The following is a 16,767-nucleotide window of genomic DNA, read 5'->3' as shown; positions in this document are numbered from 1 at the left end:
AAACGGCCCAGGCCTAATACCTAGATCACTTTGCAAAATGCATTCAGAATTTTGACTTAGTTTAAATAATTTACTCTATATTCCATACTAAATACTTAGCATATGTCACTGTTGTACACTATGCTGATGAGAGTCAAAAAGATTATGAATATTTTATAGTTCAGTGCAGGAGTATGTGTGCTATGACAGACATTGCCAAGGTTCTTATTGTTGATGATGAAGAAGCAGTAAGAGATATGATCACCGCAGCACTAAAGCCTTTTTTTGTTTGTGAGCAGGCTGAATCAGCAAGCGATGCCTTCGCAATTTTAGAGCACTTTGATCCTCAAGTCGTCCTGATGGATATTAGTATGCCGGGTATTGATGGCTTGGCAGCATGTGAAAAAATAAAAACTGAGATAGCGCCTGCAAACTGCGCTGTTTTTCTTGTTTCTGGTTATAACAATCTCGATATGCGGCTACGAGCTTTTGATGTAGGAGCCGATGACTTTATCGCTAAGCCATTTCAAATGAAAGAATTAGTCACTAAGGTACAACGAGTCTGTGAATTTATAAACTCGCAGACACTGCTTAAGGCCAGTGAACAAGAGTCAATAACGCTCGCGCTCTCCTCAATGCAGCAAGCGTCGCACTACAGCTTGGTTATGCAATTTTTTAAACTCTTAAATCAATGCAGTGATCAACAGCAAGTGATCAACCAATTCTTCTCTACGATGAAACAGCTGGGCATGCTAACCAGTATTATGATCAAGCAAGAGCAAATGCATTTTTATGGCCCAGGAGGCACTCAAATAAGTCCAATTGAGCAAAATATATTTGAGCTATTATGCACAAAAGGACGCTTACACAATTTTGGTAGGCGTCTGATTGTCAACGAAAAGCACATTTCATTTTTAATAAAAAATATGCCTGAGTCACCAGAGGAAAATGGCGCTATACAGGATATTTCAGTTGCCATTATTGAAGGAGTCGAAGCCAAGTTAATTGATCTCGGTCGACAACACGCAGTTGAACAAATTGTATTAGATATTACCAATGGGATCAGTGAACTTCATACAATTTCCGAGGAATATAAAAGCCTGATCCTCGATGTAACCAATGACTTAAATCAGCAAATCTCTTCCAGTTTCCATATTCTTGATTTAACCGAAGAACAGGAACTCTTTATTGCCAACCTAATCGCCAAAGAGGCCAAAAAACTCAGTGCAATTGAGCCAAAAATGGATCTCCTTAAGTCGAATTTAACAGATATCATTGAGCAAACAGATAAATACTTCGCCATGGAGAAAAAGTCAGTGCCCGAAGCGGACACAAATATGGATATAAATACCACCAAACCTGAGTTATTTTAGGCACAATTGAGATACTCGATTGAGTAGCTCCTGAGGACGAAAAGGTTTACGGATCAAACTTTCATAGAGCTGCGCATCAAAATCCGTGACTTTTTCGATGTCGACATAACCACTGATCATTTGCACTTTGATATCAGGTCGTACCTCACGCGCCCTTTTGGCCAAGCTAAATCCATTTAAGTCCGGCATTAAGACATCTGAAATAACCAAGTCGTACTGCGTATTGTGCAGCGCATTTAATGCATCTAACGCACTTTCATAGATATCCACGTGATGACCAACTTGGCGTAATAGTTTTGCCACCACATCAGCCAAAGGCAGCTCATCGTCTACGACAAGGATTTTTTGCGAGGCGTGGTGTGGCTGATTAGGCACAACCTCAACCACTGAATTTTGCTGAGCTTGCGACTTAATTGCAGGAAAGTAAATTGAAAACACAGTGCCTTTGCCATTCGTTTTAACCTCTACTTGCCCCTTACTACGCTGTATAAATGCATACACTTGACTAAGGCCAAGGCCTGTCCCTTTCTCTCCTTTGGTAGAAAAGAAAGGGTCAAAAATACTGTCTAAAAACTCCTCCGGGATCCCCGTTCCTGAATCAGACACATCACACCTCACATGTAAGCTTGGCGACGCGCCAACAAGATCATTTTGATACCTTTGAGCTGAAGTTTTAATGATGACCGTACCTGCTTCATTGATGGCATGTACACTGTTTATCACTAAGTTTAGTATCATGTCGTCGAAATCATGTTTATCTAGATTCACGCTGGGTAGCTCTTCAGCTAACTCAAATATCAACTTAACATCGGCTTTGAGCGACTTTTCTAAAAGTTGTTGGCTCTCTTGCAACGCTTTGTTTAAGCAAAATATTTCACTCAATTCACTTTCTTTTTTCGAAAAACTTAATAGCTTTTGAGTTAAATTAGTAGCTCGTTCGCCAGCTTTAACAATGGCTTGAATGTAACTGCGCGAGTCATCACCTAACCCTTCTTGCATCATGATAATATCGCTATAACCTAACATGATACCAATCAAGTTATTGAAATCATGTGCGATCCCCCCAGTTAACTTTCCTAACGCATCCATTTTCATTGAGCGCCTCAACTGCTCTTCCTTTTCTTTTATATTGGTCAAATCAACACAGTTGCCAATAAAGCGGCGCACACCATTGGGCATAAGAGGTAATTCACTGATTGATAGGTGCATTGGAAAAACGCTGTTATCCGCTCGCTTTCCCACTACTTGTCGACCAATACCAATCACTTGCCTTTGTCCAGTTGTCATATAATTTGAAATGAATTGATCGTGATGCTGTGCAAACTCATCTGGCATGAGCATCTTGACGTTTTTACCAATCACACTTGGTGCCTGATATTGAAAAGCCACTTCAGCAGCCTTATTGAAAGTGAGTATTTGCCCTTTATCATTTATCGTGATCACTGGGTCGACCATAGATTGCAGCACTTCATCCTTTTCAGCTTCTTTTAATTCGAGCGACTCAATGACGTCGTGCAACATCGTAATGTCAGAGATCAAGGACGCATAACGCGGTGGTTCGCTCTGTGTATCAAACACCGTAAAGCTCTGCCATTCGGTCACTCGTTGCTGACCTTTGGCATCTGAAATGGCAATTAACTGCTTAGCTGAATATTCATCTGACATGGTACTGAAGAGGTAGCGCTCAAGTTCAACATTAAATTCTGAGGTGACAACTTCTGTCAGGTTACTGCCAATTAGCGCGGCTTGGCTAACACCAAATAGGTCTGAAGCTGCCTGATTACAAAATACGATGGTCAGAGATTTATCCCATTCAATAATGGCAAGCGGTGCGTGACGAACCAATCCAGCGAGCCTTTTTTGTGTTTGCTGCAGCGTATAGTCAGTTCTTTTTTGAACTGTTATGTCGGAAATAACACCAGCCATCGCATATTTGCGATCTGCTCTTTTAACGATGGGGAAAAGCGTGATTGCACTATAAAAGGTCTCTCCGCGATGCTTATAATGTACCTCTTCTCTTATATAGCTGTCTCCGGTCATTACCGAGTTCATGCGGTTATCTATAAAGTCAGCAATATTTTTTGGGCAAGCTTGAAGTAACTCTTGGGCGTTTTTAATAGGCGTAGTGACAGATAAAAACTGTTTTAGTTGGCTGTTTAGATAGGCCACTTCAGTATTTTCTTGTAACAAAAATACACTTTCGGGTATGTTTTCGATGATGGAGTAAAATTTACGCTCACTTAACTGTAGTTGTAAGTTCAATTCAAATTCTTTTTGTTGGTCAACAAATGCAACCAAGTAGAAACCTTGTGCCTGCTTTTTTAAATTCAGTTTAGTAACGGACAAGTTTATTGAATGCCATGTATCTCTATATAGCCAAAAACTTTTTACGCTTTTCCCGCTATTTCGCTCAGCCTCAATAGACAGACTTAATAGCTGATCGGTATCGCACGAATGAGACAGCTTGAAGAATCGGCTGAATTTCGAGAATGACTGCGGTTGGGAAGTAAGATAAGACTGAGCGACATGATTAAGATCTAAAATATGGCCCTGTTCGTTAACGATAACCACTGCATCGGTGATCCCTTCAAACAAGGCTTGAAAATAATCTTTTTGTTCTCGGGTTGCCGCGTGACTAGCCGCTAAGTCTTGAAATAGCCTGTTGCTTCTGCGAGCAAGCTCACTGATCTCATCCTTTCCGCCTATCTCTATTAAAGTAGTACTATTATTTGAATTATAAGTATCGAAGTGCCGAAAAATCTTCTGCAGTCGATTTCGAATCGATACATGAAATATCAATGCAACTAAAAGCGCGGTCACCAACATGATCACAAATAGCGGTGTAAACGCGTGCATGGTTGAATTTTGAATGTACCTTGCCACAAGCGAGTAGTCAGCCAAAATTACAAGCTGTTTATTCTGTTCGAAGTTTTGTCCAATTGAAATCGTACCAACCATCACGAGCATGTTGGTTGTCGTATCAAAATATGAGTAATCTTGCTCGTTTGATAGGGCTTTGGGAATCTGAAGTGCTAGCTCGGGTGGCAGGTCAAAAGCCGCTGTTAATACTTGAGAGGTAACGCCACGGTACTTTTGATTTGTACTAATTTCAACCTGACCTTGGGAATTAAGCACTACGGCTAATGCGACCTCTGAATGGGTTTTCATTAAGCTTAGATACTCTTCAACCACATCCAGTCTGTTTTCAGAAACCATAAACTCAATGGCCGTTTTAGCTTGTACAAACAGGCTATTCACTTCGTCTAATCGTGTCTCTAAATGGCTATCGGTCGTCTGCTTGAGGGTAAATATATGCAAGGTCGCTACTTGTGCAAGTAACCCAAACACCACAACAACAAAAATTTTAAGGGCAATGGGAATTCGAGCAAAATTACTAAGCCGTTGCATAACCCAAACTCAAACAAATTGACGACAGAGCGGGACTAAGGTAGCCGGTAGCACAGTAACCTTACTTGCAACTACAACGTGTTGAATATGGAGGACAATTCTAACCACATATATTCCTGCGACAAAGCATCAATGCATTGAGCATAGTACATGGTGATTAAATCACCTACTCGTGAAGGGGTAGTTATCGATGAAGTGAGTTTGATGAAAAAGTGTCTGCATAAGGGGCCGTTACCCCCTACACTCTATAAATGAAGTAAATTAATCACAGCAGTCCGTATTTCGACAAGCTCTAATATTATCGAAATGACTATACGCAACAACCACACTTCCTATGATGGTCAAGATAGTTTCCCCGTACTCACCAATTAAGTCATGACCAAAAAACGCCGCAATGCTTAACGTTAAAAGGCCAACAATACCAGTCGTGAAAATACGCCATTTTTTATGAGCTTTACAGCCGCTGTATAGGGCCAAAATACTGGTCACCAACACACCAATCAATAATACTTGATGAAATGCCTCTTCTTTTAAAAAACTCGTAGCTAAAAAGGGCAACAGTGTGATTGCAATAGGCAAAACCAAACAGTGCGCCAAACACATCACCGCCAGACCTATAGACACTCGGTCTCCAGCTAATTGATAGTTACCAAGCATTTATCTCTCCATACAACAAAAGAGATAATATAACATAATATTTAGATAATAAAATGCTCCATATCCACCATTGAAACCGAATAAGTGTTCACCAACCCCTATAGAAGTTGTAAAAAAGTCACAAAAAATACATGCCAAAATCATCAAGGCTTTTTACTAGTTCGCTTAGATAACCCTTATCCGAAAAACAAAAAGACATAAAAACCCACATATAAAAACAAATAATTAACCCCATTAATATTTTTTCAGTAAAATAGCGAGAGAAATTAACAGTTCACAAGGATCATTTATGAGTACGACTACCGCAGACATTGAAATCGCACAGCAGCAGGATTCCCCATTGCTAACCGCCCCCATTTTCAAACAGTTTTGTTTTTTGGCAATACCCACTATTTTAGGAATGCTAATCAGTGGCTTATACAGCTTTGTAGATGCCCTCTTTATATCTCAGGGTATTGGCGCACACGCAATGGGAGCCGTATCTGCTGTATTTCCAATACAAATGCTGTTAATCGCGATTAGTACTATGTTAGGTAGTGGCATGGCATCTTTGGTTTCACGGTATTTAGGAGCAAATCGCCAGCAAGACGCCAATCAAGTCTTTTCAGCTTCTTTTTTACTTGCAATTGGATCCGCATTTATATTGTGTGTTCTAACCTATTTTAACCTAGACAGTATCTTTAATTTGCTCGCTGTGCCTGAATCACTAAAAGCGCAGGCCACCAGCTATATCACACCTATCATACTATTTTGGGTGGTGGGCTTTATTTGTAATCAAATTACTGAAGGGTTTCGTGCTTCGGGTAACCCAAAAGCAATGATGCAAGTGTTGACCACAGCCTCAATTTTAAACATCGTACTTGATGCCCTCTTTATCTTTGTATTTGAGTGGGGAGTGGCAGGTGCAGCTTGGGCTACGATTTGCGCTATTAGTATTGCACTGGCTATCGCAATACAGCTGCAACTAAAAGGTGAAAGCAAAGTCCAGTTTCATAAGCAGCAGGTATTTAGCCCGCTACAAATACATACAAAAATTTTAAGCCTAGGGCTACCTGTTTTATTATCCCACGGCGGCTTCTCTGTCATCCTTGGTGCAACGGTGTACTCGATATCGACAGTATTTGCGGACAATTCCGAGCCGCTTATCACAGCGCATGGAATTTTAGTACGCAGTTACATGTTCTTATTCTTGCCTGTTATCGGCATGATGGTCGCACTACAAACCTTAGCGGGCTTCAATTATGGTGCGGGTCAATATCAACGTGTTTATAAAGCATATATAGTCGCGTGTGCCATGAGTTTCGCTTGGGGACTTATTGTAACCTTTATATTGTGTTTTAAAGCCCAGTGGCTGATTGCCATGTTTACTCAAGATCAGCAAGTCACTGAGCTGGGTGTTCAAATCGCGCTCATCTCTTTTTGTGGGTTTGCCCTATCAAGCTTTTGCATGATGTCTAGCGGCCTGTTTCAGGGTATGGGTAAAGCAATTCCCGCCACAATGCTAGACGCCGCCCGTACCTATATTCTACTTTTACCCTTAATGGCAGTGCTACCAGATCTGTTCAATCCAAGTGCTTTATGGTGGTCTTTCCCCATTGCAGACATCGTTGGCGGTCTATTTGCACTAAGTTTCTCACTCATCACCCTTAAAAAGCTAATGAAAAATAACTAGATCAGCACCAAGTTATAAAAAATTCATCTTAGTTTTTACATTGCAAATAAACAAATACCGATTTACCTATTGTTTTAGCACTCTAGGTAATCGGTACAATTACAAAGCAAATTCACACAAAAAATTCAAGCAATCACTTGTAAAATTTGACCTTTTGCCGACACTGACAAACTTTGATTAAATCGCGAGCAACGCGCTCAATTTATCTAAAAAAACCCTTAAGAATCTTATCATTATGAAATAGTCCAATGGGGCTATTTACACCCCCTGTCCCTAAACTAACCGCCATGTGTAATGCACTGAAATCAACTCTCCATAATTCATACATATTTATCCCCAAATTGAAAACAAAAATTCATGTACCAATCATGAAACTTGAACACAACTTTATCCCAAAAAAACCAACTAAAGCCAATTTCGCAATAAAGTAAATGCACAAATTGCAATAAACAAAACAATTTAATTTTTGTTACAGACCGAAAATATCATTATTTTAATAACATTTCCGTGATCATTGTTAATTATTGCAAACGTTAATGGTATCATTCTCCACAACAGATATAGCGAGTTTAATTAATCATAATCTATTGATTTTATGGAATACGAATTTAACACTTTCGTGTTTCAGTGAATAAACCGGCTTAACAATGATTTTTAATATTTAAATAATGTTAATTATTAATGAAGTTTCATTTAGAGCTACAAGTTTTTAGGAAAACTCAAGGAAACATGGAACATGACGGTTAGAGAAAACACCATCTCAATCATCGGAGCGGGCATTTCAGGTATTTTTTGCGCGCTAACGTTAGCAAAATCAAAAGAGTGTAAAAATACAACCATTCGGGTTTATGAGCATAAGGATCGCGTGGGTGGTCGCGCACATGCCGTAAAAGTCAATGATCACTATGTTGACTTAGGTGCTGGACGCTTTTCTTCAGGGCTTCATCATAATGTCAAAGAGCAAGTTAAGTTGCTTGATTTGGCATATGAAAAATTCCCTTTTACACAACTAAAAAGACCGCAAGCATTGCATAAAAGTTTAAAGAGCATTCTGAAAAATTTGAAACCACTTTGTGATGAACATCCCCACGATTCATTTGAAGAGTTTTTAACTATTTACGTAGGCAGAATCCAAGCAAAAGAAATGATCAACGCATTGGGTTATGACTCTTTAGCTCTGCCGAATATTACGCCACATATCGCTTACGATATAATTGAAAAACACCCCGAGATTCAGGGGTTTTCTGACAATGCTGGCTATGAGTGGTTTAACCTGAAGGAAGGCTTTTCTGCACTGACCGAGAAGCTCTATGAGCAGGCTCTAGCACACGGTGTTGAGTTTCATTTTGGACATGAGCTGATCAGTCTAGAAGCTGATACTGCGTCCCCTTCACTCATATTGAAAAAAGACAATCAGCAAACAGTGATCATAGACGAAGGTGAAATGATTTTAACTTTTCCTCCAACTGCTATGAAAAAGCTAGATTGTGGTTTTCCACAAGATTGGAGCAACTATACCTATGGTTCAATTCCATTGTTCAAAGGCTTCTTGTTTTACGATGCACCTTGGTGGCAAGAGCTCGACTTAGCCGATCATGTTGTCATTGCCAACAGCCCGATGCGCAAGCTGTATTTTAAGGACAATAGATATGTATTTTTTTATACCGATAGTGAATATGCGAACTTTTGGCGTGACGCCACATTAAAAGGTGAAGCACATTACTTACAAACGGTAAAAGAACTTATGGCAGAGGCGCTAAAGTGTCATGTAAGCCAACTCCCAGATCCCAACAATCACACATACAAACACTGGGTCCATGGTGTTGAGTTCTCCCAAGAATCTTGCCCAAATCACCCTGAAACACTTGAACACAAACGGTCTCATATCATCTCAGCATCAGATGCTTATACATCTCATTGTGGTTGGATGGAGGGCGGCATCATGGCAGGAACGAGTGCTGCAAAAACATTGCTTACACGAATTAAGCAATCTCAAGCAAAGGCTGTAACAAAGAGTGAGCTCGTACACGTTTAACTGTCATTTGATAAAGACATACTGTAAACAAAGTAACTAGGAAGTTTTAAATAAATGAGTATTCTCGATTTTCCCCGAGTTCATTTTAAAGGGGTTGCGCGTGTCAATGTGCCAACAGGTAATCGTAATATTAACAATACCTTAGATATATCGACAAACACGGCGATCAAGGATGGTAAACCCTACGACGTAGCAAAGCCACCGCAGGCCTTTCATGACTACGTAAAGTCATTCGGGCCAAAATTTAATGCACACGGCCGTCTTGACGATGAAGGTGAATTTAACCTAGCTGCTGGTTACAACATGTGTGGTAATAACCACTTCAGCTGGGAAAACACCTTAATTACATCGGTTCAACTAAAACCTGGTGAATACATTACCGAAGATAAGTTAGTCGGCAATAAACTGTCACTTTGGGGGCATTACAACGAATATTTGAGAACATCATTTAATCGTGCACGCTGGGTCGACAACGACCCGACACGAAGAGATTCGGCACTCATTTATGCTGGTCAACTGACTATCACAGACCCTAAATCGTCAGCCAATACTGCACATATTTTATCAGCAGACATTGACTGCACACATGGTGTTCGATGGGTTAACCGTGGTTATATTGAAGAGCCGATTAACCACTTTCTCCATGAAGAAATGAGCGAAGCTCGTCTGTTTCAGTTCACTGTAAAAAAAGACAGTGAAGAATTTATATTTAATCAGCTAGGTCTTGAGTCTGAATTTCTATCAGTATTGAAAGATAAGCTAAAAGACCCAACGGTGAAAGGCTTAGTGGTACAGTACTGTGTAAGTAACCTGTCTCCGCCTATGACACCTAACAAACCCGTTTTTTGCGACTTACACGGCTCCATTGGTTTGTGGTACGACGATGACATGAAAACCTCTCCAACAGGACGAATTTTAAGGCCGGATAATAGTGAGCAGTACGCGCCTATTGCGCTATCAGTTAAAGATAACTGGCTCAGTCTAAACAGTGCGATTAGTTTTCCTCATCAAAATTATGAACAAGCTATTCCGGTTCAAAACGGCATGCCACCTGCACTAAGTGACAAGGTTGACTTGGGTGATCTGTACTTGAAATCCAATAGTGGTCAGGTGGTAGCAGTGATACAACCGCAAGACTACATAAACAATCACCTCAATGCTGGTGTCATTGATATTCCCTTGCCTGATATCGATGCACAATTTCATCAGCAATCTTTAAAGCTATGCTCAGAGCGGCACACTTGGTACGAAAGTGATTGGTATATTCAAGCTGAGCAACACATCCTCTCTATGGAAAGTCCAAACAAGGAGCTAAATAAGCCAAGTACACAGTCACTGGACATACGCAGCTACTACAGAGGTGAGCCTGCATCTGTCAGTCAATTGGCCACCCACGTGTTAACACCTAACACAGTGGCTTGCTCTCCTTTTGTTGAAACAGATGACAATGGGCGAGGAAAACTCGACATTGAGAGCCTTGGTGCAGGTAGCGCAGAGCTCTTTTTAGGAGAGTTTTATAGTCCAGTGCAAATCCGTGTGCTTGCAGATGATTGGGCATTGGCTGATACGCCTACAGAGCTGGTTGACTATGACTTTCTCTATACCCATGTTATGGCCTATTACGAACTTTTTTATCCATTTATGACTGAAGCGGTATTCAGTATGGCGGATAAGTGTAAATGTGAAACCTATGCCCGACTAATGTGGCAAATGTGTGACCCAAAAAACCGCGACAAAAGCTATTACATGCCGAGCACTCGGGAGATGCCAGAAGTCCACTCACAGCTGTTTTTAAAGTATCTGTGTAATGTAGAACAATCCGCTATGCCAAATATATTGCCAGCAGCGCAATCCGAGGCAAAGATCCGCGGCAAAATCAAAAACAAAAAGCAGCTGATCAGCGCACTAAAAGACGCTGTGGACCTAGAGCTTTCAATTATGCTGCAATATATATACAGCGCCTACTCATTACCTAACTATGCTATTGGCGAGCACTTAGTCTCGCTTGGACGCTGGAACGAGCAACAACTAGAACTTGTAAATGGTGGCAAAGACAGACGACTCAATAGCGGCTGGCGCGGTGCATTACTTGAAATCGCACACGAAGAAATGATCCACTATTTAGTGGTAAACAACCTCCTTATGGCATTGGGCGAGCCGTTTTATCCAGGCAAGCCGGTTTTGGGAGAGCAAGCAAAAGACACTTTTGGTCTCGATACTGAGTTTTCATTCGAACCATTTTCAGAGCACATAGTTGCCAAATTTGTTCGCTTTGAGTGGCCAGCGTTTTTCCCAACCGTCGGGAAGTCTATTGCAGACTTTTATGCCGATATCACAAAAGCAATCGATGAACTACCTGACTTATTTGGTGAAGAGAAGATCAATTTGGGCGGCGAGCATCATTTGTTTCTCAATGAAATTATCAATCGAGAATATCCAGGCTATCAGTTTGAAGTTTACGATAAGGAGACAGCCTTATTCGCTATTAACTTCGTGACTGAGCAAGGCGAAGGGGTTGCTGCTGAGTCCCCCCAATTTGAAGTCAGTCATTTTAGTCGTTTACGAGCGATATCAAAAGCCTTAACTAACAGTGACATCCCATTTGAACCAGCATATCCAGTACTGAAAAACCCCGTATTTGAAGCGCGAAGCGGGTGTAACCTCGTGACGGACCCCGCAGCAGTAGAACTTATGCAGTTTTATAAAGGATGCCATGAATTAATGTTCCAGCTGATGATGCAACACTTTGCTATCAAGCCGCTGGGCAGTATGCGCCGTTCACGATTAATGAATGGTGCTATCGATCTCATGACCGGGATATTAAGGCCACTTTCAGTACTACTTATGACATTACCTTCAGGCGTACCAGGTAGAAACGCAGGTCCACCTGTACCTGAAGCTATTAACACACACGTATTTCCAGACCTAGAGCAAGGGTGTATGGCCATATCTGAGCAATGTAAAAAGCTTGCAGCTATGGGTAGAGCTATGGTCTGTGCAAAACCTCCAACAACACAAATTGAGTTATTAGAGTTTTTTCAAAATCAGATGCATGAAATCGCAACTGGCAAACTTTCAAGGGAAGCTTAATCATGAAGAAAATAATTGTCATTGGCGGCGGTCTAGCCGGTGGCCTGACAGCCATATACTTAGCAAGACGCGGATACGATGTACACATCATAGAGAAACGTGGAAACCCTCTATTGAGCCAAGCAGACTACATTGATCAGGTCAGCTCACGCGCCATTGGTGTAAGTATGACTGTGCGGGGCATAGAGGCTGTGGTTGCGGCAGGGATCCCGCTTGAAGAGCTTCAAGCATGCGGTGTAGAAGTATCTGGCATGTCGTTTTTTGTTAAAGGAGAGCCAAAAACGCGTGAACTACCCCCGCTTGATAAACTCAAGCCACTATCTCTCAGTCGCAGTGCGTTTCAAGTTTTGTTAAACAAATATGCGGAACTTGCAGGTGTGAACTATCACTATGATCAACGCTGTATCGAAGTCAATTTAGATAACTGCTCAGTGATGACAAAAGACAGCAATGACACTTTTGTTACTCATAAAGGTGATTTACTTATCGGTGCAGATGGCGCGCGTTCGTGTGTCAGAGAAGCAATGCAGTCCCATTGTAGGCGTTTTGAGTTCCACCAATCATTTTTCAAACATGGTTATAAAACACTGGTTGTACCCGATGCATCTAAAGTTGGATTGCGCAAAGATCTCCTGTACTTCTTTGGCATGGACTCAGCAGGACAATTTGCAGGGCGTGCTGCGACAATCCCCGACGGCAGTATCAGCTTTGCGGTTTGCCTTCCTTATACGGGTCAAGTGAGCTTGCACAGTGACGACAGCACCGCAATGCGAGCATTCTTCGACAAATACTACCCAATGGTCCCTGAAGATATTCGTCAAGATATGTTTGAGCAATTCATGATCAAGCCTAGCAATGACTTAATCAACGTGCGCTCATCTACGTTCCATTATAAAAACACCGCATTACTGATTGGCGATTCAGCCCATGCGACCGCACCATTTTTAGGTCAAGGGATGAATATGGCGCTCGAAGACGCCTATGTATTGGACACCTTGTTTGACCAATATGGCGATGACTTTACCAAGATCCTCGAAGAATTTACCGTTCAGCGCAAAATTGAAGCCGATGCCATGCAGGATATGGCCCGTGCTAACTATGAAGTTCTTAGTTGCTCAGACCCTATCTTTTTTATGCGAGCTCGATTTGCACGCTATATGAATCAGAAATTTCCAGATCATTACCCGCCAGATATGGCAGAAAAACTTTACTTCACATCAATGCGTTACAGTGAATTAAGAGATAAGCAAGAAAAGCAAAACGTTTGGTACAAAATAGGGAGAATGAATTAATGAAGATTTTAGTTGTTGGTGCCGGTCCATCAGGTCTGATGTTTGCTAGTGAAACCAAAAAGTTAAAGCCAGAGTGGGAAATTCGTATCATTGAGAAAAACCACCCTGACGCCAACGTTGTTGGCTGGGGTGTTGTACTGCCAGGGAGAGCGCCGCATCACCCGGCTAACCCTTTATCATATTTAGAAAACCATGAAATACTCGATGCTCAGTATTTGGAAGACTTTAAGCTAACGCACCACAATCAAAGTGCGTTGAAAAGTACAGGAGTCACCTTGTGTGGTGCCGAGCGAAAGTCGATGGTTCGTGAACTTAGACAATTATGTGTCGGCTTAGGTATCACCATAGATTACGAACATCCTGCGGTAGAAGATGCAGAGCTATTGTGCAACGAATACGATTTAGTCGTGGTTTCAAACGGCATTAATCACACCACGACTTATTACCGTGATTCCCTCAAACCCAAAGTGGAATTTGGTAAAAACCGCTACATGTGGTACGGCACACCAAAAACATTTGATGCCATGAACTTGATCTTTAAGTCGCACTCAAAAGGCATTTTTGTCGCACACTCTTATAAATATTCAAGCACGATGAGCACATTCGTCGTCGAGTGCAGTGAAGAAACCTATCAAAAATCGGGGCTTGATGAAATGTCGCCGCAAGAAGCAGAGAAATTCATCGCTTCTGTCTTTGAAAGTGAGTTAGACGGCAATCCGGTTATGGCGCAAGAAGGCTTAAAATGGCGTAACTTTATGACGCTTAGCCATGAGAAAGCATATGACGGTAACGTTGCTCTGCTCGGTGACGCATTGCAGTCGGGTCACTTTTCAATCGGTCACGGTACGACCATGGCTGTGGTTGGCGCACAAATCTTGGTTAAAGCCGTTTTCGATAACCCCGACAATGTTGAAGCTGCATTGGCTGACTTTAACCAGCACGTTATGCCAATCATGCGCCTATTTGATCAACATGCAACCATCAGCCGCCTTTGGTTTGAAACGGTAGAGGACAGAATGCATTTGTCTACGGGCGAAGTCGCTCAGAGCTTTGCTGAGCGCCGTGGCGAGCTCCCACCATTACCGGCAGCTTTAGGCCAAGCGCTTGAAAGAGCCCTTGCCCGCGGAGACAAATAATATGGATCTGCAAAAACAAAAGCATCCCCCTAAGCTACCTACGCAGTGGAATAGCAGTTACATTTCATACTGGCAGCCAATGCAGCCGCAAGACCATATCACGTCTGGTTATTGCTGGTTTGATTACGCCAATAATGTCTGTCGAATAGATGGGTTGTTTAACCCTTGGTCGGAAGAAAAGACCGGTCATAGATTGTGGATGTCGGAGATCATGTACCCGGCAACCAATGAATCTTTTAAGTCCAAAATCGCTTATAGCCGTGCGCAAATGGATCAACAAAGCTCGTTTCAAGAGCAAGTATTAAACGATGAGGTTGACCCCTGCCATGAGTTGATATTAATGCAAGATGTACTTGAGCTATGCAACGCCGAGTTTATAGGCACCTGTGAAGTGATGGGCACTGAAGCGGATATTTGGCACTTTGAGCGTCCTAATAATAAGGGACCAGCCACTTACTATTTCAAAGCGGATACCAATCAACTTTTGCGAATGGTTACAGGCGATCCACAAAAAATGGCATCGGTACGGGATTTCCCCAATTTTAATACTCGAGAAATTGACCCTGAAATTTTTCAACCGACTCCATTAAAACAACCTGAGTAAGACACCCAATCGCATTGGGAATGAGGCGTGCCGACCACCGTTTAGTTAAACCGTGGTCGGTCACATAATATTCCTTTCAAAAAACACTTAAGCCAAATGCGCTTTTCACTCTACCTAATACTTGCTGTGACTTTTGATCAGCTTGCTCTGTGCCAGCTTTAAGCAAGGCTTTCAGCTGATGCGGATCTGCTAAATAGTGTGCTCTTCTCTCTCGAATGGGCGAGATTAAATTAATTAAACAATCTACCAATATGCCTTTTAGTTTGCTGTCACCAAGCCCGCCGCGTCGATAATGCGCTTTCAATGACTCGATGTACTGCTTATCTTCATGAAATGCATCTAGGTAGGTAAACACCACATTGCCTTCAACCTGCCCAGGATCTTCGACACGCAGATGATTTGGATCTGTGTACATAGCGCGCACGGCTTTAACTATTTCATCATCTGTGCTGCCAAAAGTGATGACGTTACCCAATGACTTAGACATTTTTGCTTTTCCATCCACGCCAGGTAAACGAGACACCTTGCTTAGCAATGGTTTCGCTTCCACCAATACTGGTTGGCCAGCAACATTATTGAGTTTTCTTACAATTTCATTGGTGAGCTCTATCATAGGTAGCTGATCTTCACCTACTGGCACCAAGGTAGCGTCAAAAGCAGTTATATCAGCCGCTTGACTGATTGGGTAATTTAGGAAACCCGCGGGGATTGATGCGCCAAAATCCTTGCTGGCAATTTCGGCCTTCACCGTTGGGTTGCGCTCAAGTCGCGATACACTCACTAGATTTGCGTAGTACATCGCAAGCTCCGCCAAAGCAGGCAGTGCCGATTGCAAACAAATGGTGGTCTTAGTAGGGCAAATACCTACAGCTAAATAGTCAGCCATCACATTAAAAATATTGTCGGCAATTTTTTTCGGGTTGTGGCCGTTGTCAGTCAGCCCTTGCATATCGGCAATCAGAATCGTTTGATTATGTTGTTCTTGCAGCGCAACTCGATGTTGCAGTGAGCCGACAAAATGTCCAAGGTGCAAAGGGCCGGTTGGTCTGTCACCGGTAAGAATGGTATGTGTCATAGCTGTCTCCTTGTTTAGTTGGCTACCGAAAGAGACAGTGTTTTTGTTCAACCCTTACCTTTCGGCAGCAGTTGAACACACGTATTCAAGCGCCGCTCAATTAAGAGCGCCACCAAGAAAATTTGATAAGTGTTTCAAAGTTAAAAGTATTCATAACGGATTTAAGCTAACACAGGGTTGTGTATACAGCAAGATTATTTTTTGTTAAATAAACAGGCTTTGAAATAAAACTTCGAACAACAAAAAACCTCATATAAAAAGCTGATAAACACAATATAAATTCACCAGCGTGAAAAATATTCAACAAGTCATCGCCCGCGTTCCAAACTCAAAAATACAACTTAAAAATCAGATACATAACTTAACATTATTTTATTTTAACACCTCAAAATCTCGCACAAAAACCAAACTAAAGAGAATACAAATATTTATCATTTGCATATAAA

10 protein-coding genes are annotated in these 16,767 nt (G+C 41.7%); 7 read left to right on the top strand and 3 right to left on the bottom strand.

Annotated features, from left to right (window positions below; all coding sequences use genetic code 11):
• Positions 1-182: 182 nt before the first annotated feature.
• The gene (locus MHN81_RS09255) at positions 183-1,352 is read left to right on the top strand and encodes a response regulator (protein ID WP_023402083.1); all 1,170 of its coding nucleotides are present in this window, start codon (positions 183-185) and stop codon (positions 1,350-1,352) included.
• On the opposite strand, the gene MHN81_RS09250 is transcribed toward MHN81_RS09255, so the two are convergent.
• Positions 1,344-4,760 carry a PAS domain S-box protein gene (locus MHN81_RS09250; protein WP_023402082.1) on the bottom strand — a complete coding sequence of 1,139 codons (3,417 nt, stop codon included), beginning with the start codon at positions 4,758-4,760 and terminating at the stop codon, positions 1,344-1,346. The two genes, MHN81_RS09255 and MHN81_RS09250, sit on opposite strands and share 9 nt — an antisense overlap.
• A 261-nt stretch (positions 4,761-5,021) precedes the next feature.
• Positions 5,022-5,417 carry a MerC domain-containing protein gene (locus MHN81_RS09245; RefSeq protein ID WP_023402080.1) on the bottom strand — a complete coding sequence of 132 codons (396 nt, stop codon included), beginning with the start codon at positions 5,415-5,417 and terminating at the stop codon, positions 5,022-5,024.
• A gap of 289 nt (positions 5,418-5,706) precedes the next feature.
• Here MHN81_RS09245 and MHN81_RS09240 point away from each other — a divergent pair, with 289 nt between their 5' ends.
• The 6 genes from MHN81_RS09240 (at position 5,707) to vioE (ending at position 15,246) form a co-directional block, all read left to right on the top strand.
• Complete coding sequence (locus MHN81_RS09240; protein ID WP_023402079.1) at positions 5,707-7,089, top strand: MATE family efflux transporter; 1,383 nt, start codon at positions 5,707-5,709, stop codon at positions 7,087-7,089.
• 736 nt (positions 7,090-7,825) lie between these two features.
• Entirely contained in the window at positions 7,826-9,124 is a 1,299-nt protein-coding gene (locus tag MHN81_RS09235) for an FAD-dependent oxidoreductase (protein ID WP_023402077.1), read from the top strand.
• Between the two features lie 54 nt (positions 9,125-9,178).
• Positions 9,179-12,214, top strand: a complete 3,036-nt coding sequence (vioB, locus tag MHN81_RS09230; protein ID WP_239425591.1) for an iminophenyl-pyruvate dimer synthase VioB — start codon at positions 9,179-9,181, stop codon at positions 12,212-12,214.
• Positions 12,215-12,216: 2 nt separating this feature from the next.
• A complete protein-coding gene (locus MHN81_RS09225; protein ID WP_023402075.1) occupies positions 12,217-13,506 on the top strand; it encodes an NAD(P)/FAD-dependent oxidoreductase in 1,290 nt (429 codons plus the stop codon).
• Positions 13,506-14,642 (top strand): hypothetical protein, encoded by a 1,137-nt coding sequence (locus MHN81_RS09220; protein WP_023402074.1) that lies wholly within the window; start codon positions 13,506-13,508, stop codon positions 14,640-14,642. The genes MHN81_RS09225 and MHN81_RS09220 overlap by 1 nt, the downstream gene beginning before the upstream one ends.
• 1 nt (position 14,643) lies before the next feature.
• Positions 14,644-15,246: a violacein biosynthesis enzyme VioE gene (gene vioE / locus MHN81_RS09215; RefSeq protein ID WP_023402073.1), complete on the top strand. Its 603-nt coding sequence runs from the start codon at positions 14,644-14,646 to the stop codon at positions 15,244-15,246.
• Between the two features lie 76 nt (positions 15,247-15,322).
• Here vioE and trpS read toward each other — a convergent pair whose 3' ends face one another.
• Positions 15,323-16,321, bottom strand: coding sequence for a tryptophan--tRNA ligase (gene trpS / locus MHN81_RS09210; protein WP_023402072.1), 999 nt, complete (start codon positions 16,319-16,321; stop codon positions 15,323-15,325).
• Positions 16,322-16,767 lie beyond the last annotated feature (446 nt).

The organism is Pseudoalteromonas sp. Of7M-16 (assembly GCF_022347805.1).
Lineage (GTDB): Bacteria > Pseudomonadota > Gammaproteobacteria > Enterobacterales > Alteromonadaceae > Pseudoalteromonas > Pseudoalteromonas luteoviolacea_F.
Note: the sequence above shows the minus strand (reverse complement) of the source record. Positions and strands in the feature narration are given on the sequence as shown.

Bases quoted from the DNA above. Each gene is read 5' to 3' on its own strand.
- MHN81_RS09255 (WP_023402083.1), top strand. From the start codon at position 183: ATGACAGACATTGCCAAGGTTCTTATTGTTGATGATGAAGAAGCAGTA.
- MHN81_RS09250 (WP_023402082.1), bottom strand. From the start codon at position 4,760: ATGCAACGGCTTAGTAATTTTGCTCGAATTCCCATTGCCCTTAAAATT.
- MHN81_RS09245 (WP_023402080.1), bottom strand. From the start codon at position 5,417: ATGCTTGGTAACTATCAATTAGCTGGAGACCGAGTGTCTATAGGTCTG.
- MHN81_RS09240 (WP_023402079.1), top strand. From the start codon at position 5,707: ATGAGTACGACTACCGCAGACATTGAAATCGCACAGCAGCAGGATTCC.
- MHN81_RS09235 (WP_023402077.1), top strand. From the start codon at position 7,826: ATGACGGTTAGAGAAAACACCATCTCAATCATCGGAGCGGGCATTTCA.
- vioB (WP_239425591.1), top strand. From the start codon at position 9,179: ATGAGTATTCTCGATTTTCCCCGAGTTCATTTTAAAGGGGTTGCGCGT.
- MHN81_RS09225 (WP_023402075.1), top strand. From the start codon at position 12,217: ATGAAGAAAATAATTGTCATTGGCGGCGGTCTAGCCGGTGGCCTGACA.
- MHN81_RS09220 (WP_023402074.1), top strand. From the start codon at position 13,506: ATGAAGATTTTAGTTGTTGGTGCCGGTCCATCAGGTCTGATGTTTGCT.
- vioE (WP_023402073.1), top strand. From the start codon at position 14,644: ATGGATCTGCAAAAACAAAAGCATCCCCCTAAGCTACCTACGCAGTGG.
- trpS (WP_023402072.1), bottom strand. From the start codon at position 16,321: ATGACACATACCATTCTTACCGGTGACAGACCAACCGGCCCTTTGCAC.